The sequence below is a fragment of the Phyllobacterium pellucidum genome (assembly GCF_013327855.1).
GTDB lineage: Bacteria > Pseudomonadota > Alphaproteobacteria > Rhizobiales > Rhizobiaceae > Phyllobacterium > Phyllobacterium pellucidum.
In genome coordinates, this window is record NZ_JABUMX010000001.1 from 890,076 (window position 1) to 915,207 (window position 25,132).

Here is a 25,132-nt window from a genome sequence, read left to right on the forward strand (position 1 = left end):
TGTCGAGAAAATAGTGGCTTTGTTTGACAATCGAATCTAGCTATTGGCCTGTCACGACAAACCCTGGAGACTTTCTATGGCGAACAACAGCGCACTCATTCTTATAGGTCGCATACTGCTATCATTCATGTTCATCCTGGCTGGCTATGGAAAGCTCACTGCCATCGGTGGCACCGCCGGATATTTCGGCAGCCTCGGATTTCCGGCGCCGACCATCGTGGCGGTGCTCGTCGGGCTGCTTGAGCTTCTAGGCGGCCTTGCCGTACTCGTTGGCTTCCAGACGCGGATTGCTGCTCTGGCGCTTGGCATTTTCACGCTCGCGGCAACTGCTGCGGCCCACCTGAACTGGACGGGCGACGCCGGCATGGTGCAGTGGATGTTCTTCCAGAAGAATCTCGGCGTAGCCGGCGGCTTCTTCGTGCTTGCTGCATGCGGCGCAGGCGCCCTGTCGATCGACGCAAAACGCGGCTGATCAAATACAGCATCGATTAAAAAGGCCGCTTCGAGCGGCCTTTTTCTTGTTTGACGATCAGTTCGACGGCTTCGCCTCGCCGACGAGCACCGGTTTTTCCCGGTAGTCGCCGGGGAAGTATTTGCCGAGGTTCGCGATCTTCGGCAGGTCATTATACGCGATATAAGGCTGCGAAGGGTGCAGCGTCGCATAGTCCTGGTGATAGGCTTCGGCCGGATAGAACTTTTCCAACGCAGAAATCTTGGTGACGATCGGCTTCGGATAGGCCTTCGCCTTATCGAGCTGGCTGACATAGGCCTTCGCTATCTTCTCCTGATCGGGGCTGGTCGTGAAGATCGCCGAGCGGTACTGGGTCCCTGAATCCGGGCCCTGCCGGTTCAATTGCGTCGGGTCATGCGCGACGGAGAAATAGACCTGCAGAACCTTGCCGAGACTGACCACCTTCGGGTCGAACGTGACTTCCACCGACTCGGCATGGCCGGTATCGCCGCCGCTCACGATTTGATAGCTGGCGGTTTCCTTCTTGCCGCCGGCATAGCCGGAAACGGCGCTCGTTACGCCTTTCAAGTGCTGGTAGACCCCCTGCACGCCCCAGAAGCAACCACCGGCAAGCACAATGGATTCGGACTTCGCCGATGCCGTCTGGTCGACAGCCGGGGGCGGCACCATGGTGACGTCTTCACCGGCAAGCGCGCAGCCGGGTGACAGCAACAGGCCCGCAGCAAGCATAAAATGATATGGTTTCATGGTCTTATCCCTTTGCGCGTTCAAGCAGCAACCGGTTTGAAGTTGAGTGCGACCCCATTCATGCAATAGCGCAGCCCTGTCGGCTTTGGGCCATCATCGAAGACGTGGCCGAGGTGGCCGCCGCAACGGTGACACTCCACGGCCGTACGCGTCATGCCGAACGAACTGTCCTTGGTCTCGTTGACAGCGCCCTTCATCGCTGTCCAGAAGCTTGGCCAGCCCGTGCCGCTGTCGAATTTGGTGTCGGAGGCGAAGAGAGCTAGGTCGCAGCCGGCGCAGGTGAAGGTGCCCTTGCGCTTTTCGTGATTGAGCGGGCTTGTGAACGGACGTTCCGTGCCTTCCTGGCGCAAGACGTAATATTGCTCCGGCGTCAGCAACTTCTTCCATTCGGCGTCGCTGTGCTCGACTTCGAATGTGCCTGCTGCCACGGCCTTGGGCGCATTTGCGAACCTTGCCGCGACGAGGGCGCCGAGCCCTGCAAGCGCACCGCCAAAAAGCGTTCGACGTGTCATCATGAGAAAACTCCCAGCATAAAGATACCGAGGATGCCCGGTATTCTGCAGGGAAATACGTAAGGGTCGACCGAAAGGTTACAGTGCAACCCGTCCATCACGTAGAGTTGATGGATCAGTGCTTTGCTTGTGCCGCCGCAATACGCTGTGAAAGCTCCGCAACGGCCCCGGTTTCAGCCGTTTGCCGGCACGAGACCAGGCAGGCCTCCGATTTCAGAATGACCCCGTTATCGAGGATTTTCAGATGGTTGGCGCGTAGCGTCGATCCAGTCGAGCTAATATCGACGATGATGTCGGCAGCGCCGGAAGCAGGCGCGCCCTCGGTAGCGCCGAGGCTCTCGACGATCCGATAGACCTGGATGCCGTGCATCTGCGAAAAGAACTGCTGGGTCAGCCGCCAGTATTTCGTGGCGATGCGCAGGCGTCGGCCATGCCTCTGGCGGAAATCCGCAGCGACATCATCGAGGTCCGCCATCGTCGATACGTCGTACCAAACCTCCGGGACGGCAACGGCGACATCCGCATGGCCAAATCCGAGCCGCGCTTCGACGCGAACGCGTTCGTCGGCGGAGGCAAGCGTTTCGCGGATCAGGTCTTCACCCGTGACACCAAGATCGACGCTGCCATAGCCGAGCTCGCGTGCGATCTCGGAGGCCGAAAGAAACAGAATGTCAATGTCACTGTTGCCCTTGACCTTGGCCCGGTAGCTGCGCTGATCCTTGGGCAGGATGACGCTGAGGCCGGCATTTTCCAGCACCTCCAGCGCCTGTTCCTTGAGACGGCCTTTCGAGGGAAGCGCGAGAGTGACGGTCATTGTGCATCTCCCGCGATCTCTTCAAGCCGGTCCAGCCAAACGGAAAAGCCGACACCGGGAATGGAACCGACCGCGCCGAGCATCGTCAGCAGCCGGTCATAGCGGCCGCCGCCGACAATTGCGCCAAGGTCAGGCCGATCAATCGCGCGCGTCTCATAGACAAGCCCGGTGTAATAGTCGATCGGGCGTCCGAAGGCCGCATCGTAGATGATCGTTTCGTTGCCGATCCCTGCCTCTTTAACCGATACGGCGCGTGCCTCGAACTGTTCCAGTGCGAGGCCGAGGTCGAACTCATTGGCGCGGGCAAAGCTGAGAAGATAGCCGGCGGCTTCTGCGAGAGGCACGCGGATAGCGAGAAACTCCTCAAGCGCCGCAATGGTGCGCACCGGCAGGCGAACCGAGGCAAGGCTCGCCTTTTCGATGAGACGCCGGGCGATTTCCACCGGTGCCCGCCCGGATGCCGGTGAGATGCCGGCGGCCTGCATGTCCTTTTCGAGTTCGGCGGCAAGCGCTGTTTCGTCACCTTTTTCGACAAGTGCGGCCAGCCGATCCGGCAGCGTTCCCTTTTGGCGGTCCGAGCCGAGATCGGCAAGCAAGCCTTTCAACTGGGCATGATTGCCGAAAGCGCGCGCCAGTTTCTTCTGCCAGCCGCGCGGCAAGCCGAGGGAGGCGAGCACAGCTTCGAAAATGGCCTGGTCACCCAGGAGCGTTTCAAGTTGGGCCTGGGGCGCGGCCAGCCTGATCGATGCAATCGCATCGGCAAGTGACCGGGCATCGGCACGGGCGCGGTTCGCGTCGCCGAGATCCTCGATGCCGGCCTGGAAAAACTCATTGCCGCCTTCGCGGCGCTGGCGGAAGACTTCGCCGAGATAAGCGTAGCGCTTGGGCGTCGCGGCATTGCGTTCGATATGGTTGCGGCAGACCGGAATGGTGAATTCGGGACGCAGGCAGAGACTTTGGCCGTTTTCATTCTCGGTGAGAAAAATACGCCGGCGCAGATCTTCGCCCGCCATGTCGAGAAACTGGTCGGCGGGCTGGATGACCGGTATGTCCACGAGCTCGGCATCGCGTCCGGCAATCAGCGCCGCGAGATCGGCAGAAAAGGCAGGGGCGCGGGATGCGGTCATGCTTGGCGCATTCCTCGCGAATGGCAGCACTCGTCCCCCTCTGTCCTGCCGGACATCTCCCCCACAAGGGGGGAGATCGAAACGGCATCAGCGTCGCATTCAGCGCCAACGACCTGCGTTTCGTCGAGACGTGCAGGAATGCTGGTCTCCCCCCTGGTGGGGGAGATGGGCGGCAGCCCAGAGGGGGGTGAAATGACAAATGGCAGCATGTGCGTCAGCTTTACTTCAGACCCTTGGCGCGATCTTCGGCCTGCGCCTCGAGAATCTTGCGCACTTCGATCACGAGATCGCCTTCCTTCGCGGTGATCTGCGCCGGGCGGCTTTCGCGCCAGGTTACATTGTCTTCGATCTCGGCCGACAGCCGTGCGCCCTCGATGAGATCCTTGATCTGCACTTCACCATTGTCGCGCTCCTGCGAACCCTGGATGATGACACAGGGCGCACCGCGGCGGTCGGCATATTTCATCTGCGGCTTCATGCCCGATCCGCCGAGATACATCTCCGCCCGGATGCCGGCCTGTCGAAGGTCCGACACCATCTTCTGGTAGCGTCCGAGGCTTGTCGTATCCCGGTCCATGACGAGGACGACGACCGGTCCGATATTGTCGGAGACGTCGAGCTTGCCGAGGTTCTTCAATGCCGTCATCAGGCGAGAGACGCCGATGGAAATGCCGGTCGCCGGTACAGGCTCGCCGCGGAAGCGTGAAACCAGACCATCATAACGGCCGCCGCCCCCGACCGAACCGAAGACGACTTTCTCGCCCTTTTCATTAGTAACGTCGAAGGTCAGTTCGGCTTCGAAGACGGGACCCGTATAATATTCGAGGCCGCGCACGACGGAGGGGTCGATCTTGACCCGGCCCTCGTAGCCGGCCGCCGAGCATAGCGCCTCGATCGTGGCAAGTTCGGCGACGCCCTCGACGCCCTTGTCGTTGCCGCTGATGACGCGTTCGAGATTGGCGATGGTTTCGCCGCCGGTTGCGCCGCCGGCTGAGGTGAAATCGAGCACCTTGGTGATCGCCGCCTCGTCGAGGCCGGCCCCCTTGGTGAAGTCGCCGCTTTCATCAAGGCGTCCCTTGCCGAGCAATTCACGCACGCCATCCGGCCCGAACTTGTCGAGCTTGTCGATGGCGCGCAGCACGTTCAGGCGCCGTCCCGCATTGTCATCTCCAGCAAGGCCGATGGCGTCGAGAACGCCGTCGAGCACCTTGCGGTTATTGACGCGGATCATGTAGTCGCCGCGCGGAACGCCGAGCGCCTCCATGACATCGGCCATCATCATGCACATTTCGGCATCGGCCGAGACCGATGGCGCGCCGACCGTATCGGCATCGAATTGCATGAACTGGCGGAAGCGGCCGGGGCCGGGCTTCTCGTTGCGAAACACCCAGCCGGCGCGGTAGCTGCGGTAGGGTTTGGGGATGCTTTCAAAATTCTCGGCAACGAAACGCGCGAGCGGCGCTGTGAGATCGTAACGCAGCGACAACCATTGTTCGTCATCGTCCTGGAATGAGAACACGCCCTCATTCGGGCGGTCCTGGTCGGGCAGGAACTTTCCGAGCGCATCCGTATATTCGACAAGCGGGGTCTCGACAGGCTCGAAACCATAAAGCTCGTATACCTTGCGGATCTCGGCCATCATCTTGTCGGCAGCGCGCAAATCGTCAGGCGCGCGGTCCACAAAACCGCGCGGCAGCCGCGCTTTTACCCTGTCTGCCTTCGTCGTCATGATGCTGTTCCGATACCCTGAAATGAAGCTTTTCGCGAGTTCAGGACGGTCCCGAGCCCAAGCCGGTTTGCTCTAACGCATAGAGGTGTTCAGGGCAAGGATTGATGGCGCGGGTCTCGACGCTATGAAGCCAAGGCCGGCCGCTTGAAGTTCGAACGCAGCTTCTCGATCTCCTGGCGGCACTTGCAGCCCTCGATGTGATCGTTGACGAGACCCATTGCTTGCATATGCGCATACATGGTCGTCGGGCCGACGAAGCTCCAGCCGCGCTTTTTCAAATCCTTGGAAAGACGAACCGATGTCGGCGAGGTTGGGTTGGCGATCAAGGTCGGGTAGTCGACCACCTTCGGCCGCTCGTCCGCCGGCGGTTCAAACTGCCAGAAATAGGCCGCGAGCGAGCCGGTTTCCTTGACGAGTTCGATGGCGCGCCCGGCATTGTTGATCGCCGAGTTGATCTTGCCGCGATGGCGGATGATGCCGGCATCGGCGAGCAGGCGGTCCACCTCTTTTTCGCCGTAGCCTGCAATCCTGTGATAGTCAAAACCGTCAAACGCCTTGCGGAAATTCTCGCGCTTGCGCAGGATCGTCAGCCAGGAGAGCCCGGACTGGAAGCCTTCGAGGCAGATCTTTTCGAAGAGCCGGGTGTCGTCTGTCACCGGACGTCCCCATTCGTGGTCGTGGTAGTGGACATATTCAGGCAGCGTTCCCGGCCAAAAACAGCGCGTCTCGCCCGCATCATCCGTGATAAGTCCGGTTTTCGGGGGAGTTTCGTCTTGCATCGCGCCTGTCCCTTTCCTATTGTTAACCGTGCTTGCAAACCCGCCGGTAACTATAACCCACGGTTTTCGCGGCATTTTATGTTTTATTGATTCTGATTCACTTTTTTCTACCTGCCAATCGGCAAACTCAATCCGAAACCTGACAAATCCTGTCAGTAGAGTTCCAGAGTAATTCAATGAAGTCGGCATTATTGGTTTTGGCATCAGCGGTTCTCTCAGCGGCGATCCCGTCCGCAATGGCGAGCGAACGCTATGCGACCAAGCCTCCTGTCGTCATGAGCCCCGATCTTTCCGCCCCATGGGTGACGCAACTGCGCAAGCGTCCAGTCGGCGAGGCAGTAAACCCGGTCGGCCGGCCGGTGAATCCGCGTGGCTATGTCGTCTTCAGCGAGCGCCCGGAGCGCGTTACGAGGCCGCGCCGCAATCGCGATCTTTCCAATCCTGCCGCGCGGGAGGTCTCGTTCCAGCGCCCGAATGTCCCGCTTGGCGAAGACCAGCCCAAGAAGCAGGCCATGGATCCGCAGTTCCTGCCGCAAAGCGTCGCTTATGATGGCGCTGAACAGCCGGGCACGATCGTTATCGATACGTCGGAGCGTTTTCTTTATCTCGTTGAAGCCGGCGGCAAGGCGCGACGCTACGGCGTGGGCGTCGGCAAGGAAGGCTTCGCATGGTCGGGAACGAACAATATAACGCGCAAGGCCATGTGGCCTGACTGGTACCCGCCGCAGGACATGATCGATCGGGAGGCCGAAAAGGGCCACTATATTCCGGCGCACATGGAAGGCGGCATCGCCAATCCGCTTGGCGCCCGTGCGCTCTATCTCGGTTCCACGCTCTACCGTATCCATGGCACCAACGCGCCGTGGACCATCGGCCACGCGGTGTCGAGCGGCTGCATACGCATGCGCAACGAGGATGTCACCGAGCTCTATGCACGGGTCAATGTCGGCACGAAAGTCATCGTCCGATAAGGGTTAGTGGGGGCCGGCACCGGGGGCGGTGCCGGGAACGGGCAGCGGCTTTCCCGAGAAAGCCGCTGCCCTTTTTCATTCGGCCGCCTGCAGGATGTTTCTCGGCGCGGGAAGCCCCTCGGGCTTCGGGCCGCCATAGGCCCAGTCGAGCAGTTCGACCGTGTGGACGATCGGCAATCTTGATCCGCCGGCGATCTGGGTGATGCAGCCTATATTGCCGGTGGCGACGATGCTGGCGCCGGTCGCCTCGATATTCTTGACCTTGCGATCCCGCAGCGTGCGGGCGATTTCCGGCTGCATGATGTTGTAGGTGCCGGCCGAACCGCAGCACAAATGGCCCTCGGCCGGGTCCTTGACGATGAAACCTGCCGCCTTCAGCAAGTCTTTGGGCTGGCGCGTGATCTTCTGGCCGTGCTGCATCGAGCAGGCGGAATGATAGGCGACGGTCAGGCCGGACGCCTGTTGCGACGCCGGCATGTCGAGCGTGGCAAGATATTCGGTGACGTCCTTCGCAAGCGACGAGATGCGCGCCGCCTTGTCCTTGTAAGCCGGGTCGAGCCGCAGCATGTAGCCATAATCCTTGATCGTCGTGCCGCAACCCGAGGCGGTGATGATGATCGCATCGAGACCGCCTGTCTCAAGTTCGCGTGTCCACGCATCGACGTTGCGGCGCGCATCCGCGAGCGCTTCCTCTTCGCGGCCCATATGGTGGACCAGCGAGCCGCAGCAGCCCTCGCCTTTTGGCAGGACCACCTCGACGCCGAGGCGATTGAGAAGCCGGATCGTCGCTTCATTGATACCCGGCTTCAGGACAGGCTGCGCACAGCCGCTGAGAAGCGCTACCCTACCCGTTCTTTCGCCGTTTGGCTTGTGCACCCCGGGTACGGCCGAGGACGATGTTGCCGGGACGGAATTCGGCGCAAGTTCGAGCATCGCCGCCAGTGGCTTCGTTGCCGTCAGCGAGCCGAACAGTCCAGCTAACGGCCGCCCAAACCTTGCGAGGTTGAGCGCCAGGCGAAACCGCCCGGGATAGGGCAGGACGAAGGCAAGCACGCCGCGGGTCATCCGGTTCATAAGCGGACGCTTGTAGGTCTTCTCGATGTGGGCGCGCGCATTGTCGACGAGATGCATGTAGTTGACCCCCGATGGGCAGGTCGTCATGCACGAAAGGCACGAAAGGCAGCGGTCGATATGTTTGACGATCTGCTCGTCGGCCGGACGGCCGTTTTCCAGCATATCCTTGATGAGATAGATGCGGCCGCGCGGGCTATCGAGTTCGTTGCCGAGCGTCACGTAGGTCGGACAAGTGGCCGTGCAGAAGCCGCAATGCACGCATTTGCGCAGGATCTTTTCAGACTCGGCGACACCCGGATCGAGAAGCTGCTCGGGGCTGAAATTTGTCTGCACGCTACACTCCTGCAACCATGCGGCCGGGATTAAGAATGCCGCTCGGATCGAATTGCTGTTTGAGGCGCTTCGAAAGCGCCGCCAGCGGGGCGGCCTGCGGCTCGAACACGGGGACGGCCGCCCGAACACTTGCGGGCCCCCGTACCAAGGTTGCATGCCCGCCGCCATATTTGCGCAAGAGCGCCCTTACGGCGTCCGCTTCCGGCTCGCCCTCCATGCGCAACCAGACGAGGCCGCCCTGCCAATCGTAATAGGCATCGACTGCCGCTCCCATGCGCAGGGAGGCGACGAGCTTGCAGGCCTCCATCGGCACCATGGAAACACGCCAAACCAGCTGCTCCGTACCGTCGGCGAAAGGGATGACGTCGCGGATTTCCTGCCAGAGCCGGCGCGACTGGTCGCCGGAGACGTCCGCCATCTCGCCTGCCGAGGCCAGGAGGTTCTTCAGCATGGTCATGCGGTCGGCAACCGAAGGCGCAAACCCTTCGAGCCGCAGCAGGGTCGAAGCCTCGCCGCCGAGCGCGCCATCGATGACCCTTGCCGCAACGTTGCCCGGAAGATGGGCGGCAGATGCCACCTCGCCACTCGACCCCGTGGCGATTGCCATGGCGCGCGCCGCCTCGTCATCGGCAAGACCGCGTATGACGAGCGTCGATTCGGTCTCGGGCGCCGGGAGCACCTTGAAGGTGATCTCGGTGGCGATTCCGAGCGTGCCCCAGGAATTGGCCATGCCTTTCGACAGGTCGTAACCGGTCACGTTCTTGACGACGCGTCCGCCGGATTTGAACAATTCACCCCGGCCGGAGACGACCCGCACGCCGAGCACGTGGTCGCGCGCCGATCCGGCCTTGAGGCGGCGCGGTCCGCAAAGATTGGTAGCAAGCAAACCCCCAAGCGTCCCCTGCCCCGCAGGCTGTCCCAGAAGCGGTCCGTAATCCATCGGCTCGAACTGAAACGCCTGCCGGCTTGCCGCAAGCAGCGCCTCGAGTTCGGCAACTGGCGTGCCTGCCTTGGCGCTCAAGACCAGTTCATGCGGCTCGTAGAGCGTGACGCCGGCATAATCCGACAATGCGATCGTATGCTCGGTCTGCAACGGCCGGCCGAGCCCGCGCTTGGAGCCCTGGCCGACGACTTCCACCGGCGCGTTGGCGCCAAGGGCCCATTGCACCGCTTCGACGATCTCATCCTCGGATTTAGGCTGGAAAATGCTCACGCTAGAATCTCGGAATGTCGGGAAACGGCATCTTACCCTGGTGCACGTGCATGCGCCCGAGTTCAGCGCAGCGGTGCAGTTGCGGGAAGACCTTGCCGGGATTGAGCAGATGCTTGTCGTCGAAGGCGCACTTGACGCGGATCTGCTGGTTGAGATCGGTGTCGTTGAACATTTCCGGCATCAGATCGCGCTTCTCGACACCGACGCCGTGTTCACCGGTCAGCACCCCGCCCACCTTGACGCAGAGCCGCAATATGTCGGCACCGAAACTTTCCGCCTTGTGCAGTTGCTCCGGTATGTTCGCGTCATAGAGGATAAGCGGATGCAGGTTGCCGTCGCCGGCGTGAAAGACATTCGCAACGCGCAATCCATACTTCTCCGAGAGTTCCCGCATGCCGGCCAGCACCTTCGGCAATTCCTTGCGCGGTATGGTACCGTCCATGCAAAGGTAGTCCGGCGAGATACGGCCTACGGCGGGAAATGCCGCCTTGCGTCCTGCCCAGAATATCATTCGTTCTTCTTCGCTCTGCGAGACGACGCAAGTCGTTGCGCCATTCTTGCGCGCAATCGCCTCGACCATGGCGATGAGGTGATCGACCTCGACCACGGGACCGTCGAGTTCAACGATAAGGAGGGCCTCTACATCGAGCGGATAGCCGGCATGGACGAAGTCCTCGGCGGCATGGATGGCCGGCCTGTCCATCATCTCCATGCCGCCCGGGATGATACCGGCGGCAATGACATCGGCCACGCACTGACCGGCTTCCTCGCTGGTCGGAAAGCCAACCATCAGGGCACGTGCCGTTGTCGGCTTCTGGAGAATGCGGACGGTCACTTCGGTGACGACCCCCAGCAGCCCTTCCGAGCCGGTCATCAGCCCAAGCAGATCATAGCCATCGCTATCGAGATGCTTGCCCCCGAGGCGAATGATGTCGCCATTGATGAGGACCATCTCGATGCCAAGGACATTATTGGCCGTCAGCCCGTATTTCAGGCAGTGTACGCCGCCGGAGTTTTCAGCGACGTTGCCGCCGATCGAGCAGGCAATCTGCGACGATGGATCAGGGGCATAGTAGAAGCCCTCGTGCTCGACCGCCTTCGTTATGCCGAGGTTCGTCACGCCGGGCTGGACGACGGCAACGCGGTTCGGAAAATCGATTTCGAGGATGCGATTGAAGCGTGACATGACGAGGAGCACGGCGTCCTCAAGCGGCAGCGCACCGCCGGAAAGCGAGGTTCCAGAGCCACGCGGCACGACCTTCACATTGTTCTCGTGGCAATATTTGAGGACGCGGGAAACCTGGGCAACGGTTTGCGGTAGAACCACCACGAGCGGCAACTGCCGATAGGCAGTCAATGCGTCGGACTCGAAAGCGCGCATTTCGTTGGTGACGTCGACGACGCCCTCGCCCGGAACAATCGCGCGCAATGCCGTAACGATCTCGGCCCGGCGGCCAAGCGTCGCTTCATCACTTTTCGGCATTGTCAGTCCGGTCATTGCCTCTCCCTTGCCAACAGCGCTAGCGCTACTGGTAAACTATCTTTACCTCTTGCCCGGCACGAATGTAAATAGTTTAGAACCTTTCTCGATCGGAGAGAACAGGCCGTGCGGCGATCTCGCCTGCGATGAATTTCAAGGCTTGGGGACTTGACGTTTGATTTGCGCCAGTGAGAGTGCGCGCATGAGTGAATTCAACGATATGGAAGTGTTTGCCCGCGTGGTTGCCGCCGGCAGCATGTCGGCAGCGGGCCGCGAGCTTGGCCTTTCACCAGCGGTCGTATCCAAGCGGCTGCGGCGGCTGGAAGAACGGCTCGGCACGCGGCTTCTGCAGCGTACGACGCGCCAGATCGCGCTCACCGAAACCGGGCAAGGCTATTACGAGCGCGTGCTCGCAATCCTCGCCGGGGTCGAGGAGGCCGAGGCCTTCGTGTCGCGCCGTTCCGAACAGGCGCACGGGATGCTGAAGGTCGCCGTGCCGACGACGTTCGGGCGCATGCATATCGCGCCGCACCTCGAACCCTTCATGCGCGCCAATCCCGACCTTGCCGTCAACCTCGTCCTTGCCGATGAGTTCGTCGATATCGTCGGCGAAGGCTACGACCTTGCGGTCCGAATTGCGGAACTTTCCGATTCGAGCCTCGTTGCGCGCAAGCTTGCGCCGGTCGAGCGCTTTCTGGTCGCCTCCCCTCGCTACGTGGCCGAGCACGGCACGCCGAAATCCTTCTCCGATCTCGAAAATCATATCTGCCTTGCCGCGCATAATGGCGACCCGTGGCGTCTGGTCGGCCCTTACGGCGCTGTGGTCTGGCGTCCCTCCGGGCCGCTCCTGACAAATTCGAGTGAAGTGGTGCGCGAGGCAGTGCTCGGCGGACTCGGCATCGCCCTGCGTTCCACCTGGGATATCGGTCCCGAACTGGCGACGGGACAACTTGTGCGCGTTCTTAGCGACTATGCCGCCTCGCGTAACGTCGCCATCTACGCGGTATATCCGTCGCGGCAATTCCTGCCGGCGAAAGTGCGCCTGTTCATCGACTATCTTGCGGCGCTCTATGGACCGGTGCCGCCATGGGACAGGCACTGATCAATCGTCGGCATGCGATTTGCGGATCGACTTTACGACAAACCACATGGCGATGATCGCAACCGGCACGAATATGGCGGTAAGGACTGTCGAATGCAGGTCGGGAATGTAAGTTTCCGCACCCTTGGCCAGGTAATAGAACAGGCCGACGACATAGTAGGAGATCGCCGCGACCGACAGCCCCTCGACCGTTCGCTGCAACCGCAACTGCAGTTGCGCGCGATGGTTCATCGAGGTCAGGAGATCGCGGTTCTGGCGTTCGAGCTCCACATCGACCGAAGTCCGCAGCAATGTCGCCGCGCGCGAAAGCTTCTCGGAGAGGCTCTCCTGCCGTTCGCTGACCGAGCGGCACGTGCGCATCGCCGGCGCCATGCGGCGCTGAATGAAGGCGCCCCAGGTTTCATAGCCGGTGACCGGTTCCTCCTGCAACGCCGCAAGGCGTTCAAGGACGATGCCGTTATAGGCGCGGCTGGCACCGAAGCGGTAGAGGCTCGAAGCCGCGTCCGCTTCGAGTTCGGCCGCAAGCGAGGTCAATTCGTCGAGCAATTTGTGGCTGTCGGAGGTTGCATCGCGCATCTCATTGGTGAGGCCGGCAAGACGATCCTCGATCCGGCGGATGCGCGGCGACAGCGAATGCGCCAGCGGGAGGCCGAGCATCGCCAGCGTCCGGTAAGTCTCGATCTCGATGACACGCTGCGACAGCGCGCCGGCACGCGCTGGGGACAGCCCATTGTCGAGGATGAGAATGCGCGTCAGGCCGTCGCGGTCCTGGCGAAAATCCGTGACGATCGAGGCGAGACCACCTTCGACATCACTGTAGCAAAGGCTTGCGGGATCGAACTCGCTGATCATCGCCAGCGCATTTGCGTCCTTCTTGACGATCTCCAGCCGCACGCCATCGATGACGGTGCCGGGCGGGTTGAAACCATGGCCGAAAGGATGCTGCGCCCCCGCGCCGCTGCGCGGCATAGGACCTTCCCAGAGATAGGTCGAAAACTCGGTATGGCGTTCCCAGCGCAAGGTACCATTGCCCCACGGCATGACGTGGTGGCGGGCATCGCGCGCAGGCGGCGCGATGCCGATGCTGCGGCTGAGTTCGGCCAGAACCGCATGATCGACCGTCGAGCCGCCTTCGGTCATGAAGGCGAGCTGGATCAGGAGGCGGGGCGTATCGACAAGCGGATAGGGCCGCGCATGCACCTCGCCGAGCGCCACGGCGCGTTCCGCATGCGCGGGAAAACCGAGAACGCCGCCGACAACGGACGCAAGCTCGGCAGCTGTCGCGACTGATTTTAGTCTCTTGGCCATATATCCCCTGACCGGTCTTGGGCTTGATCGGCTGTCACAGGATCGTGAACGGATTGGGTCCGGCTTTCAACAGATTCTATTTTGTCGTGGCTGCGGCAAATAAGACCCCGCACTGCCTTGCAACTGGATCATTGATTTGACCAGTTTCGATTTTTGCCGCTAGGCTGCGGATCGATATCTTTCTTGCGGACCCGCTATCCATGAGCAGCCCCATCTTCGCGCGTATCCAGTCCTCCCGCACGGCCGATGATATTGTCGGCCAGATCGAAACGCTTATCCTCGAAGGCGTTCTGCGCGTCGGTGATCGTCTCCCCGGCGAGCGCGACCTTTCCGTACAGTTTGACGTCTCGCGACCGATCCTGCGCAATGCATTGAAACTCCTGGAGACTAAGGGCCTGCTTGTGACGCGGCATGGCGGCGGAACTTTCGTCGCCGATGTCATTGGCGAGGTGTTTTCCAAGCCCATGATGGATCTCATATCCAGCCACCGCAAGGCCGCCGCCGACTATCTCGAATACCGGCGCGAAATCGAGAGCGTCGCTGCCGAATACGCCGCACGGCGCGCGACGGAGGATGACAGGCTCATGCTACATCGCATCATGACCGCGATGGAGGAGGCCTATAAGGCCAATGATTTCAAGCGCGAAGCCGAACTCGACGTCGAACTGCACAATGCTATCGGCGAATGCGCGCACAATATTATCCTGCTGCACACGCTGCGATCCTGTTACCGCCTGCTCGCCGACGATGTCTTCTATAATCGTACGGTGATTTACGGTTTCCCCGGGGCGCGCGAAAAACTGCTGGACCAGCACAAGGCGATATTCGCGGCCATCATCAATTCAAATCCCACTGCGGCGCGCGCGGCAGTCGGGCAACATATCGACTTCATCGAGCAGGCGCAGAGCGAAGCAGCGCGCAGCAGCGCCTGGCAGAACGTATCGCGCCTGCGCCGCAACCAGCGCGAGTCGGAACGCGGATGATCGGGTTTGACCAGGCGCGCGGGCCAGCAGGACTGCGCATCTATGCCATTGGCGACGTCCATGGCCGTTTCGATCTGCTGCAGGGGATGCACCGGCTGATCGCAAGGGAAAACGCCAAACAGCCGCCGCACGACTGGCTCGTCATCCACCTCGGCGACTATGTCGATCGCGGGCCGCAATCGCGAGAGGTGCTTGATCTGCTGGAGCGCGAGACGCTGCAGTCGCGCAATATGCTGGCACTTGCCGGCAATCACGATATCGGACTGCTGGACTTTCTTTCGACCGGCGATGCGTTCGGCGTTTTCGCCCATAATGGCGGACGGCAGACCGCTCTTTCTTACGGTGTCGATATCGATTTCGACGATGCGGTCTCGGTGCTTGCGGGGTGGAAAGAACTGGTTCGCGCCATACCCCCTGCGCACAAGCAATTCCTGCGCGGGCTCAAGCGTTCGGTCGCCTTCGGCGATTTTTACTTCTGCCATGCCGGCATCCGGCCCGGCGTCCCACTCGACCTGCAGAACCCGGATGACCTTATCTGGATACGCGGCGAATTCCTCAACAATGCAACGCTTCATCCAAAGGTCATCGTGCACGGCCACACGCCGGTTGACGACGCGGACGTCCGGTCAAACCGCGTGAACCTCGATACCGGCGCCTTTGCCAGTGGCCGGCTCAGCGGCTTGATGATCGAAGAGGACAGGAAGCTGTTGCTGGAGGTGGCTCAGCGCGACGACGTGCTTACACCGTAACCATCGCTGGAGACGACACGCCCGCCGGCATCCACCGAGAAAAGACCTACGCCCATGAACAGAATGGCTGAGAGCATTACGGCAGTCAAAAGTGCAGCACTCTTGGTGGTCATTTTAGGCGTTTCCATCGTTTAGGGCGCGGCTTGATGCCGGTTAGCCGTGGGGGCACTACAGGACAGTTTGCTTACCAACTAGTGAATCGAAGACACGTTCCAAAGGAATCGCCAGTCCCTATCCGATTCTGGATTTACCTGTTGCAGAGTTGCAACGAATACGTGTGGCGCGTGCTACTTGCGAGGGAGGAAGAAGCCCAATTTAACGTTGGATCAGAGCGACCCAGGCGCGGGCCAGCGCCAGCCCGGCGGCATCCGCCGCCGCGCCATCGCGGGCAACATAGCTGTCGTAATTGTCGAGCCATCCCGGATAATTGGACGCGATCTGGTCGTGGAAGACCCGCCGCCACTCCTCGACCAGAGCTGTATCCGCCTCGAAATGAAACTGAATGCCGTAGACCGCGCGCCCGATGCGAAATGCCTGGTTGGCGGTCACATCGCTCGACGCGAGGCGGATGGCATTTTCAGGAAGCGTGAACGTGTCGCTGTGCCAGTGAAAGATCGGAAAACGAAAAGGTACTGATGCCAGCACCGGATCGGCTTCGCTCGCCTCGTTGCGAGTGACTTCGTGCCAGCCGAATTCCGGCGTGCGACCGAGGATATTGTCAGCACCATAGCCGCGCGCGACCAACTGGCTGCCAAGGCAAATGCCGAGCACAGCCTTGTCTGCGTCGCCAAAGCGCTTCGTCAATTGCGCCAGCTCCGGAAGGTACGGATGCGTGGCGTCGGCAAGCGCGTTCTGATCGCCTCCAAGTACCACCAGCGCATCGTGGCCCGAGGCATCGGCCGGTAGAGCCTCGCCGAGATAGGCCTGGCGCATATCGATAGCAGCCCCCGCCTCGGCCAGCGCCCGACCCACTTGCCCAAGCCCTGTATCCTGATAATTCTGAACGACGAGAACGCGCATGATGCCTGCCCTAAACCCAAGTGGATTGTCGGATAGCATGGCCCCGAACGAGTCGAAAGCCGTCAAATGACCCTGCAGAACCGAGTGACACCTTTTGGCGAGATTGTCGCGGCACCCTATCGCGGCACGATGATGGGCAATCGCGGCATCATCCACGATCCGGCCACGCGGACGCTGTTGAGGAAGCGCTGGACCAATGACGCCTGGATCATTTGCGTCTGCAAGTTCAAGAACGTGCGCCGCCCCGTCATGGCGCGGCAAAGCTGGACGGAACTGTTCTTCCTCGATGAGGCAACTGCGCTTTCCGCAGGGCACCGGCCATGTTTCTATTGCCAGCGTCAACGCGCACTCGCCTTTCAGGCAGCCTGGGCGGAAGGCAATGGGCGCCCCATGAAAGCGCCGGAGATGGATCGCGTCCTGCACGGGGAGCGGCTTGATCATGAGAGCGGCAAGGCGTTGCACGCGATCAAGGGCCACGTCCGCGATCTTCCCGATGGCGCGATGATCACCCGCGGCGACAACGCCTTTATCGTAAGAAACGGGAACACGTATCGCTGGTCGTGGCAGGGCTACGAGGGCGCGAGGCCGGATGGCGACGCCATGCTGCTGACGCCGCCCTCCACAGTGCGGGCGCTGCGCGCAGGCTACCGGCCGCTCATGCACGGCTTCTGAGGTTCACGCCCCCAGGCGCGCGCCTGCCGAAACTCCAGCCCAGGCTTGTTCCGGCAGCGGCGATCAGGATCGCGGCGGACCCCACCAATTGACTTGGCTGCAGCGCATGGCCGAATGCGAGGTAGTCGACGAGAATCGCAGCGACCGGATAGATGAACGAAAGTGACCCGGTGATGTGAGTCGGCAATTTCTGGATCGCGCTATAGAGCAGGATGTACATGAGGCCGGTGTGAACGACGCCGATCGTGACGATGCTCGCCCATTGCCCGGCACCTTGCGGCAAGGCGCTGAAATCGGCGAGCGGGGCAAGCATGACGATGCCGACGCACACTTGAATCAGGGCGATCAGGTGTGGCGGGGTTCCCTTTAGCCGCTTGGCGACGATAGCCGCGATCGCATAAAGAAACGCAGCACCAAGCGCGAGACCGATCCCGGTCATATAGTCCGAGCCGCTATAGGCGGCGCCGGGCTTGGCCTGGACGATCAGGAGCATTCCGGCGAAAGCGACAAGCAGCCAGAATAGCTTGGTGGCGGTGAGCTTTTCCTTGAAGATCAAGGCGCCGAGGCCAACGAGCATGAAAGGCTGGACATTATAGACAGTCGTGGCGATGGCGATGGAGGCGCGCGGATAAGCTGCAAACAGAAGCACCCAGTTGGCGACGATCGCCATGCCGCCCACTACGGCGAGCCCGAAGAGCTTGGGAGAAATGATGTCTCGCCGGAACAGGCCAAGACCCGCGCAAACGGCGAGCAGCGTCAGGGCACCGATGGCGCACCGCCAGAACACGACCGAGAATACCGGTTGGCCGGACATCAAGACGAACCAGCCAATCGTTCCCGAAATGATCATGGCGGCGGTCATCTCGACGCTGCCTCTGACGATATCCTTTTCCATGTCGTTGCTCCTTATGCTGCGAGACAAAGACTAGGCGGATGCGGCATGATTTGCTATGTTTTGAGAAAGGCCACCAGCCGACTTCGCCTTTTTAATGCAGGTTATTCGCGGGAAATACCTTACAGGTACATTGTCATGGACGAACTTGACCGAACAATCCTAGACATCCTCATCGATGATGCACGCATCTCGCTGAAGGAACTCAGTCAGAAAGTCGGCCTGTCCTCGCCAAGCGTTTCCGAGCGGCTGCGCCGGCTCGAGGAAAAGAAGATCATTCGCTCGTTCACGGTTGACATCGATCCCGTGGCGCTCGGCTATGGATTGACGGCGATCGTTCGCATTCGCCCCCTGCCCGGCATGCTGCATATCGTCGAGCGCCTGCTCCAGGAAACGCCCGAAATCACAGAATGCGACAAGGTCACCGGGGATGATTGCTTCATCGGTAAGCTGCAGTTTCGCAGTATGGAGCAGCTTGATTCCATTCTTGACCGGATCGCGGAAAAAGCTGAAACCAACACCTCGATCGTCAAGTCGTCGCCTGTGAAGCGTCGCTTGCCACCTCTTTCCTGATCAGGTTCAGCATGCGCGCCAACTACAAGATGCAGAGACTCTACGTCGCCGGTGATCTCGCCCAGGCTGCACGCGTCGATGCGACGCCCGATGCGGTCAATTACCTTGCCAATGTGCTTCGCATGAAGGATGGCGACGAGATTTTGGCCTTTAACGGCCGGGACGGTGAATGGCGCGTCGCCCTTCGGTTCGAAACGAAGAAAAAACTCGCGTTTGAACCGCTCGAAAGGACGCGCGACCAGCCGGCCACGCCTGATCTTGTCTACTGCTTCGCGCCACTGAAACAGGGACGGCTGGACTATCTCGTGCAAAAGGCCGTGGAGATGGGTGCGGGTATCCTGCAACCGGTCATCACCCAACATACGCAGGTTGCCCGCATCGGTATTGATCGTATCGAGGCGAACGCCATCGAGGCGGGAGAACAATGCGGCGTGCTGGCGATCCCTAAGACGCGTGAGCCGTTGAAGCTCGACAAGTTGCTTGATGGCTGGGAGCCTGGACGCCGCCTGATCTTTTGCGACGAAGGGCACGAGACGCATAACCCCTTGCCGCAGCTTCAATCCCTTCCCCGCGGACCGCTTGGAGTCCTCGTCGGACCGGAAGGCGGCTTCTCGGAACAGGAGCGCCTGGCCCTGCACAAACGCCCCTTCGTCACCGCGATACCGCTCGGCCCGCGCATCCTCAGGGCGGATACCGCAGCGGTGGCCGCCCTCGCCCTGATTCAGGCGACAATCGGCGATTGGTGAGATACAAATTCTCTTGATAAGACGATAAGAGAAATTCGCTTGCGCTCCTGCCTGAAAACGGCCAATCACGCGCAACCACCTCCATCCAAGCGGAAAGCACCGTCCATGGCGCGCGACACGACAGACGAAACACCGATCTCGAACACCGAAGAACTGGCTGACTATCTTGCCGCGGGATCAAAGCCGGAGTCCGCCTGGCGCATCGGCACGGAACACGAAAAGTTTCCGTTCTACACCGAAGACAACAGCCCGGTCCCCTATGATGGACCGCGCGGTATTCGGGCGATTCTTGAAGGCATGCAATCGAAGCTCGGCTGGGAGCCGATCATCGACGAAGGCAATATCATCGGGCTCGTCGAGCCGACCGGACAGGGCGCGATTTCGCTCGAGCCCGGCGGGCAGTTCGAGCTTTCCGGCGCACCGCTGCTGTCGATCCACCAGACATGCCGGGAGTCCAATGCGCATCTCGCGCAGGTTCGGGAAATCGCCGAACCGCTCGGCATCCGCTTCCTCGGCCTTGGCGGCAGCCCGAAATGGACACTGGCCGAGACGCCGCGCATGCCTAAGTCGCGCTACAACATCATGACCAACTATATGCCGAAGGTCGGCAAGGATGGTCTCAACATGATGTACCGTACCTGCACGATCCAGGTGAACCTCGATTTCGCCTCCGAGACCGATATGCGCCGCAAGATGCAGGTATCCGTGAAGCTGCAATCGATCGCGACGGCCCTCTTCGCCATGTCTCCTTTCACCGAAGGAAAGCCAAACGGGCTTCTTTCCTGGCGTTCCAATATCTGGCGGGACACGGACAACAACCGCTCCGGCGTCTTGCCGTTTATATTCAACGAAAATTTCGGCTTTGCGGACTATGTCGAATGGGCGCTCGACGTTCCGATGTATTTCGTCATGCGCCATGGCCGCTACCACGACTGCACCCATGTCACGTTCCGGCAGTTCATGAACGGCGCGCTCAAGCACGAAATACCGGACGGCACGCCCAACATGGGGGATTGGGCGAACCACCTTTCGACGCTTTTCCCGGAAGTTCGCCTGAAGCGCTTTCTTGAAATGCGCGGCGCAGATGGTGGTCCGTGGCGGCGCATTTGCGCCCTTCCCGCCTTCTGGGTCGGCCTGCTCTATGATGCGGAGGCATTGAACGCCGCCGAGGCGATGACGAAAGACTGGACCTATCCGGAAGTCCAGGCTCTACGCGATGAGGTTCCGGCAAAGGGGCTTAATGCTACCCTCCGCAACCGGGCAGTGCGTGAGATTGCAACAGACGCACTTGCCATTTCACGCCTCGGCCTCAAGAATCGTGCCCGTTTGAACAGCGAAGGTTTCGACGAAACGCACTATCTCGCCTCGCTGGAAGAGGTCGTTGCGCGCGGAACGACCTCGGCCGAACAGATGCTCTCCCAGTATCACTCGGTCTGGGGCAGCTCGGTGGAACCCGCATTCCTGGAATATGCCTACTGAGGGATCTCTGACATGACCAAGACAATTCTCGTCACCGGCGGCAGCCGAGGCATCGGCCGCTCTACCGCAATTCTTGCCGGGCGAATGGGCTGGTCGGTCGCGGTCAACTATGCGCGTAACAAAGCGGCCGCCGACGAGGTCGTCGCGGCAATTGCAGATGCTGGCGGGAAAGCCAGGGCCATCCGGGGCGATGTCTCGGTCGAAGCCGATGTTGTTTCAATGTTCGAACAGGCAAGCGAACTCGGCACGCTCGACGGAGTGGTCGTCAATGCCGGGATCGTTGCTCCGGCCTCCAAGCTGATGGACATGGACACGGCACGCATGCGCCGCATCTTCGACGTCAATGTGCTTGGCGCCTATCTCTGCGCACGCGAGGCGGTGCGCCATCTTGCCCGCTCGCGTGGCGGCAATGGCGGATCGATCGTGCTGCTTTCCTCCGCTGCGGCCCGCATCGGCGGACCCAATGAATATGTCGATTACGCCGGTTCCAAGGGCGCAATGGATACGTTGACCATCGGACTTTCCAAGGAGGTCGGCCCCGAAGGCATTCGCGTCAACGCCATCCGGCCGGGACTGATCGAGACAGAAATTCACGCAAGTGGCGGCCAGCCCGACCGGGCCCAGCGCCTTGGCGTGACCGCGCCGCTCGGCCGCGCCGGCACCGCGGATGAGGTTGGTGAGGCGATCGTCTGGCTTTTGAGCGACGCGTCATCCTATGTGACAGGGTCGCTTCTCGACGTCACCGGCGGCCGGTAAATCTTCTTTACCCGACAATTTTGACTCGCCACCTCCCGCATATGTGTTATGCGGGACGATATCGTTTTTCAGCGGAATTTCTGACACCATGGCAAAGTTCAAAGCGTTGGCGGAAGCCTATATTCCCGAATTGCCCAACTATTACCGCGGCAAGGTGCGCGAGAACTATGACCTCGCCGATGGCCGGCGCATCATCATTGCCACCGACCGCATCAGCGCCTTCGACCGCATTCTTGCGGCGATCCCTCTCAAGGGCCAGGTGCTGACGCAGACTGCGCGCTACCAGTTCGAGCAGACCGCCGATATCTGCCCCAATCATGTAATCGAGTATCCGGATCCGAACGTGCTCGTCTGCCGCAAGCTGACGATCCTGCCGGTCGAAATCGTGGTGCGCGGTTATCTCGCCGGCACCACCGGCACGTCGATCCTGACGCTTTACAAAGCCGGCAAGCGCGAAATGTACGGCTTCACTTTGCCAGACGGCATGCAGGACAATGAGAAGCTTCCAGCGCCGATCATCACACCGACATCAAAGGCGTTCGACGGCGGCCACGACGAGCCTCTGACAGCCGAGGCGATCCTTTCTGAAGGGCTTCTCACGCAAGACCAGTGGGAGACCGTCTCCAGCCACGCGCTCAAGCTGTTCGCCCGCGGCCAGGAAATCGCTGCCGGCCGGGGCCTGATCCTTGCCGACACCAAATACGAATTCGGCATGGATGAAGCGGGCAATATTCTGCTCGCCGATGAAATCCACACACCCGATTCCAGCCGCTATTGGTTTGCCGACAGCTATGCGCCAGGCAAGCGGCCCGTGAGCTTCGACAAGGATTTCGTGCGCAACTGGGTGGTCGAACGCTGCGATCCTTACAAGGACGATATCCCGGAAATCCCGGAAGACGTGATCGACGCGACCACCAAGGTTTACATCCACGCTTACGAAACGATCACCAACAGGACCTTCGACCCCGGTAGCGCCGATGTCGATCCGCTCGAGCGTATTCGCGATAATCTGGCGCGGTTCTTTTGATATAATCGAAAGGCTTCCACCAATATCGAACCCCGCACCAAATACTTCGAGATCCAAGTTATCGCATAGACATAAGATTGGTGATCAGAGCCGCCTTGATATCGAGCGCCGGGTGATTGGCCTGCGGCAGACCCATGTCGTTTAGTTGTTCGGGCGTCAGTTCGGCGAGAACTCTTCGGGCTGCGAGGGCCTGCCTCCGCTTCCTGAAAGCAGCAATCGCTGTTGCAACGATGTTGAGCTTCGTCCCCCATACCTGCGTTTCAGTCGGGGCGCGGCCGATGTGGGTTTCCGTGTGAGCCATTTTTCAATCTCCCTTTTTGCATGTTTGCAGATGGGAGTGTGGCACCGGCGCGCTTTGCGGCTGTTCGGCGGCGCGTGAAAGAGGCGCGCAATAGCGCTAAATCGCTGTTAAATCCTGGCATCGGAATGTTATTCTGCGAATGCGGTCAATAAACTGGAGATGATCTGTGCGCATCAGGTTGCTGGGCGGCCTAGAAGTTACCTCACCGGATGACCGGCAAGTCCGCTTCACAACGCGCAAGACTTCGCTTCTATTCGCCGCCCTCGTCCTCGCTGGCCGCCGCGGCCATCGCCGCGACCAGCTATCTGAACTCTTCTGGCCGGGACGAGCCGACGGGCAAGCCCGCAACAGCCTGCGGCAGGCGCTTGTCGACATCCGGCGGTCGTTCCCGCCCGGAGAGCATGCCACCACCTATATCGACGGAGATCAGGATTCGGTCGCCCTGATTGTCGATCCCGACCAAACGGACATCTCTATATTCGACCTCAAATTGCAATCGGACCGCCCCTCGGATCTTGCGATCGCCGCAGACCTTTACCGCGGGGAGATGCTTGCGGGGGAAGCCCTTGCGGATGGCATGGACGAGTGGTTCGGACCCCACCAGAACAAATACGAGCAGAAGGCGCAACAGCTGGTGGAACGGCTCAGTCTTGCGCTGTCTCAGCCTGGCTCCCCGGAAGAGACCGCCTGCGAAGGGCTTGCGGAAAGACTGCTGGCGTCGGACCCAACCGCAGAAGCTGCGCATCGAGCACTGATGCGGATACATACGCTGCGCGGCCACGAAAACGCGGCTTTACGCCAGTTTGAATTATGCAAGGCCCTGTTGAAGCGGCACCTCGGCGCAGAACCAGAGGCCCAAACGACCGCGCTCGCGGCTTCCTTGCAGGCGGGCAAGGCAGGCGACCTTCCGCTGACTGCACCCAAGGCTAACGCTGCCACTGGGCCAAAGCCGCCGGCGCCGTCCGTTTCGACCCCGCTTCACGACCGGCCGTCGGTCGCTGTCTTGCCCTTCCAGAATCTCAGCGGAGACCCGGAGCAGGAATATTTTGCCGACGGCATCGTAGAAGACATCACGATCGCCCTCGCCCAGTTCCGCCATCTCTATGTTATCGCACGCAATTCCAGCTTTACGTACAAGGGGAAGGCCGTAGACATAAAGCAGGTCGGGCGCGAACTCGGCGTGCGCTATGTGGTTGAAGGCAGCGTGCGGCGGACAGGCGACCGATTGCGCATTGCCGGGCAGCTGATCGATGCATCGACGGGCGCCCACCTTTGGGCCGATCGTTTTGACGGGACCTTGGCCGACGTTTTCGATCTGCAGGACCAGGTCGCGGCAAGCATCGTGGGCGCCATCACCCCTAAGGTCGAGGAGGCCGAAATCGAGCGCGCCAAGCGCAAGCCTACTGAAAGTCTTGACGCCTATGACTACTACCTGCGGGGGCTCGCGGCCTTTGACCGGACGATCACGAACAGATCGTCCCTTGAGGAGGCGCTGCGCCTTTTCATGCAGGCAATCGAGCGCGACCCGGAGTTCGCCGTGGCCTACGCGCGGGCGGCGCGCTGCTATGCGACCCGAAAGAGCAATGGCTGGATGATCGACCGCGCGCAGGAAACCGGCGAGGCGACCAGGCTTGCCCGGCGAGCGGTCGAACTCGGCTGGGATGACGCGATTGCGCTTTCCTATGGCGGATATGTTCTTGGCTATGTCAGCGGTGATCTTGACGCCAGTGCGGCATGCATCGAGCGGGCGCTCGTTCTCAATCCGCATCTGGCCGCCGCCGTTGGCGTCAGCAGCTGGATCAAGATTTGCTCGGGCGAGCCGGAAGCGGCGATCGAGCACGCCTCGCTTGCCATGCGCCTCAGCCCGTTCGATCCGCGCCTGTTTGCCTGGCAGTTCAATGTCGGGCTCGCGCATTTTTGTGCCGGCCGCTATGACGAGGCCGCCGCCTGGGCGGGAAAGTCGATGCGGCACCAGCCCAATTACCCGAGTGCAATGCGCGTCGCGGCTGCCGGCCTCGCCAAGGCGGGGCGGATTGCCGAAGCGCGGGAAATGGTTGCTCGCCTTTGCGCATTCGATCCGACACTGCGTATTTCAAACCTCGCCGAGATACTGCCGCCGTTCCGGCGCCCAGATGATCGCGACAGGTATATAGAGGCACTGCGCATTGGCGGGTTGCCCGACTAGGGCGCAGCAGGCGCTACTCCATACGACGAAGGTCGCTCGGTCGAACACGAATAAAGCATTGGAGTCTGTCCGTTGGCGGCGCTAAACT

26 protein-coding genes are annotated in these 25,132 nt (G+C 60.9%); 12 read left to right on the forward strand and 14 right to left on the reverse strand.

What is annotated here, in order from left to right; all coding sequences use genetic code 11:
• The first annotated feature begins 76 nt into the window (after positions 1-76).
• Positions 77-472 (forward strand): DoxX family protein, encoded by a 396-nt coding sequence (locus HQ945_RS04340; RefSeq protein WP_027230217.1) that lies wholly within the window; start codon positions 77-79, stop codon positions 470-472.
• A 57-nt stretch (positions 473-529) separates the two neighbouring features.
• Here the strand turns inward: HQ945_RS04340 and msrA are convergent, their stop codons facing one another.
• The 6 genes from msrA to HQ945_RS04370 all read right to left on the reverse strand — a co-directional run bounded on the left by msrA (position 530) and on the right by HQ945_RS04370 (position 6,180).
• Positions 530-1,219 carry a peptide-methionine (S)-S-oxide reductase MsrA gene (msrA, locus tag HQ945_RS04345; RefSeq protein ID WP_174207687.1) on the reverse strand — a complete coding sequence of 230 codons (690 nt, stop codon included), beginning with the start codon at positions 1,217-1,219 and terminating at the stop codon, positions 530-532.
• A gap of 20 nt (positions 1,220-1,239) precedes the next feature.
• Positions 1,240-1,734, reverse strand: a complete 495-nt coding sequence (gene msrB, locus HQ945_RS04350; RefSeq protein ID WP_027230219.1) for a peptide-methionine (R)-S-oxide reductase MsrB — start codon at positions 1,732-1,734, stop codon at positions 1,240-1,242.
• A 112-nt stretch (positions 1,735-1,846) separates the two neighbouring features.
• Positions 1,847-2,545 carry an ATP phosphoribosyltransferase gene (gene hisG / locus HQ945_RS04355; protein ID WP_027230220.1) on the reverse strand — a complete coding sequence of 233 codons (699 nt, stop codon included), beginning with the start codon at positions 2,543-2,545 and terminating at the stop codon, positions 1,847-1,849.
• On the reverse strand, positions 2,542-3,672 hold the full coding sequence (locus HQ945_RS04360; RefSeq protein WP_027230221.1) for an ATP phosphoribosyltransferase regulatory subunit: 1,131 nt from the start codon (positions 3,670-3,672) through the stop codon (positions 2,542-2,544). Before HQ945_RS04360 ends, hisG begins: the two co-directional genes overlap by 4 nt.
• A 220-nt stretch (positions 3,673-3,892) precedes the next feature.
• Entirely contained in the window at positions 3,893-5,401 is a 1,509-nt protein-coding gene (gene hisS, locus HQ945_RS04365) for a histidine--tRNA ligase (RefSeq protein WP_027230222.1), read from the reverse strand.
• Positions 5,402-5,523: 122 nt separating this feature from the next.
• The gene (locus tag HQ945_RS04370) at positions 5,524-6,180 is read right to left on the reverse strand and encodes a DNA-3-methyladenine glycosylase I (protein ID WP_091919632.1); all 657 of its coding nucleotides are present in this window, start codon (positions 6,178-6,180) and stop codon (positions 5,524-5,526) included.
• A gap of 176 nt (positions 6,181-6,356) precedes the next feature.
• On the opposite strand from HQ945_RS04370, the gene HQ945_RS04375 reads away from it, so the two are divergent.
• The gene (locus HQ945_RS04375; RefSeq protein WP_113281854.1) at positions 6,357-7,151 is read left to right on the forward strand and encodes a L,D-transpeptidase; all 795 of its coding nucleotides are present in this window, start codon (positions 6,357-6,359) and stop codon (positions 7,149-7,151) included.
• Positions 7,152-7,226: 75 nt separating this feature from the next.
• On the opposite strand, the gene glcF is transcribed toward HQ945_RS04375, so the two are convergent.
• The 3 genes from glcF to HQ945_RS04390 are packed head-to-tail and all read right to left on the reverse strand — an operon-like array spanning position 7,227 to position 11,269.
• The gene (gene glcF / locus HQ945_RS04380) at positions 7,227-8,558 is read right to left on the reverse strand and encodes a glycolate oxidase subunit GlcF (protein ID WP_113281855.1); all 1,332 of its coding nucleotides are present in this window, start codon (positions 8,556-8,558) and stop codon (positions 7,227-7,229) included.
• A gap of 1 nt (position 8,559) precedes the next feature.
• Positions 8,560-9,771, reverse strand: a complete 1,212-nt coding sequence (locus tag HQ945_RS22780) for an FAD-binding protein (RefSeq protein ID WP_113281856.1) — start codon at positions 9,769-9,771, stop codon at positions 8,560-8,562.
• Between the two features lies 1 nt (position 9,772).
• Positions 9,773-11,269: an FAD-linked oxidase C-terminal domain-containing protein gene (locus HQ945_RS04390; protein ID WP_113281857.1), complete on the reverse strand. Its 1,497-nt coding sequence runs from the start codon at positions 11,267-11,269 to the stop codon at positions 9,773-9,775.
• Positions 11,270-11,453: 184 nt separating this feature from the next.
• Here HQ945_RS04390 and HQ945_RS04395 point away from each other — a divergent pair, with 184 nt between their 5' ends.
• Entirely contained in the window at positions 11,454-12,353 is a 900-nt protein-coding gene (locus HQ945_RS04395; protein ID WP_228019156.1) for a LysR family transcriptional regulator, read from the forward strand.
• Here HQ945_RS04395 and HQ945_RS04400 read toward each other — a convergent pair whose 3' ends face one another.
• Positions 12,354-13,661: a DUF3422 family protein gene (locus tag HQ945_RS04400; RefSeq protein ID WP_027230228.1), complete on the reverse strand. Its 1,308-nt coding sequence runs from the start codon at positions 13,659-13,661 to the stop codon at positions 12,354-12,356.
• Positions 13,662-13,861: 200 nt separating this feature from the next.
• Here HQ945_RS04400 and HQ945_RS04405 point away from each other — a divergent pair, with 200 nt between their 5' ends.
• Positions 13,862-14,644 (forward strand): FCD domain-containing protein, encoded by a 783-nt coding sequence (locus HQ945_RS04405; protein ID WP_174207688.1) that lies wholly within the window; start codon positions 13,862-13,864, stop codon positions 14,642-14,644.
• Positions 14,641-15,393 (forward strand): metallophosphoesterase, encoded by a 753-nt coding sequence (locus HQ945_RS04410; protein WP_113281859.1) that lies wholly within the window; start codon positions 14,641-14,643, stop codon positions 15,391-15,393. The genes HQ945_RS04405 and HQ945_RS04410 overlap by 4 nt, the downstream gene beginning before the upstream one ends.
• Here HQ945_RS04410 and HQ945_RS04415 read toward each other — a convergent pair.
• On the reverse strand, positions 15,366-15,506 hold the full coding sequence (locus HQ945_RS04415; protein WP_174207689.1) for a hypothetical protein: 141 nt from the start codon (positions 15,504-15,506) through the stop codon (positions 15,366-15,368). The two genes, HQ945_RS04410 and HQ945_RS04415, sit on opposite strands and share 28 nt — an antisense overlap.
• A 202-nt stretch (positions 15,507-15,708) precedes the next feature.
• Positions 15,709-16,413: a type 1 glutamine amidotransferase gene (locus HQ945_RS04420; protein WP_113281860.1), complete on the reverse strand. Its 705-nt coding sequence runs from the start codon at positions 16,411-16,413 to the stop codon at positions 15,709-15,711.
• Between the two features lie 66 nt (positions 16,414-16,479).
• Here HQ945_RS04420 and HQ945_RS04425 point away from each other — a divergent pair, with 66 nt between their 5' ends.
• Complete coding sequence (locus tag HQ945_RS04425; protein ID WP_027230232.1) at positions 16,480-17,085, forward strand: hypothetical protein; 606 nt, start codon at positions 16,480-16,482, stop codon at positions 17,083-17,085.
• Here the strand turns inward: HQ945_RS04425 and HQ945_RS04430 are convergent.
• Positions 17,069-17,980 carry a DMT family transporter gene (locus HQ945_RS04430; protein ID WP_091919644.1) on the reverse strand — a complete coding sequence of 304 codons (912 nt, stop codon included), beginning with the start codon at positions 17,978-17,980 and terminating at the stop codon, positions 17,069-17,071. The genes HQ945_RS04425 and HQ945_RS04430 overlap by 17 nt on opposite strands.
• A gap of 135 nt (positions 17,981-18,115) precedes the next feature.
• Here HQ945_RS04430 and HQ945_RS04435 point away from each other — a divergent pair, with 135 nt between their 5' ends.
• The 5 genes from HQ945_RS04435 to HQ945_RS04455 all read left to right on the forward strand — a co-directional run bounded on the left by HQ945_RS04435 (position 18,116) and on the right by HQ945_RS04455 (position 22,558).
• The gene (locus HQ945_RS04435; RefSeq protein WP_036813310.1) at positions 18,116-18,550 is read left to right on the forward strand and encodes an Lrp/AsnC family transcriptional regulator; all 435 of its coding nucleotides are present in this window, start codon (positions 18,116-18,118) and stop codon (positions 18,548-18,550) included.
• An 11-nt stretch (positions 18,551-18,561) separates the two neighbouring features.
• A complete protein-coding gene (locus HQ945_RS04440) occupies positions 18,562-19,296 on the forward strand; it encodes a 16S rRNA (uracil(1498)-N(3))-methyltransferase (RefSeq protein ID WP_091919647.1) in 735 nt (244 codons plus the stop codon).
• Positions 19,297-19,401: 105 nt separating this feature from the next.
• Entirely contained in the window at positions 19,402-20,775 is a 1,374-nt protein-coding gene (locus HQ945_RS04445; protein ID WP_091919649.1) for a glutamate--cysteine ligase, read from the forward strand.
• Positions 20,776-20,787: 12 nt separating this feature from the next.
• Entirely contained in the window at positions 20,788-21,531 is a 744-nt protein-coding gene (locus HQ945_RS04450) for an SDR family oxidoreductase (RefSeq protein WP_091919651.1), read from the forward strand.
• A gap of 88 nt (positions 21,532-21,619) precedes the next feature.
• On the forward strand, positions 21,620-22,558 hold the full coding sequence (locus tag HQ945_RS04455) for a phosphoribosylaminoimidazolesuccinocarboxamide synthase (protein ID WP_091919653.1): 939 nt from the start codon (positions 21,620-21,622) through the stop codon (positions 22,556-22,558).
• A 58-nt stretch (positions 22,559-22,616) separates the two neighbouring features.
• Here the strand turns inward: HQ945_RS04455 and HQ945_RS04460 are convergent, their stop codons facing one another.
• Entirely contained in the window at positions 22,617-22,859 is a 243-nt protein-coding gene (locus tag HQ945_RS04460; RefSeq protein ID WP_091919655.1) for a YjiS-like domain-containing protein, read from the reverse strand.
• A 166-nt stretch (positions 22,860-23,025) separates the two neighbouring features.
• On the opposite strand from HQ945_RS04460, the gene HQ945_RS04465 reads away from it, so the two are divergent.
• Positions 23,026-25,044, forward strand: a complete 2,019-nt coding sequence (locus HQ945_RS04465) for a BTAD domain-containing putative transcriptional regulator (RefSeq protein ID WP_113281861.1) — start codon at positions 23,026-23,028, stop codon at positions 25,042-25,044.
• The last annotated feature ends 88 nt before the right edge of the window (positions 25,045-25,132 follow it).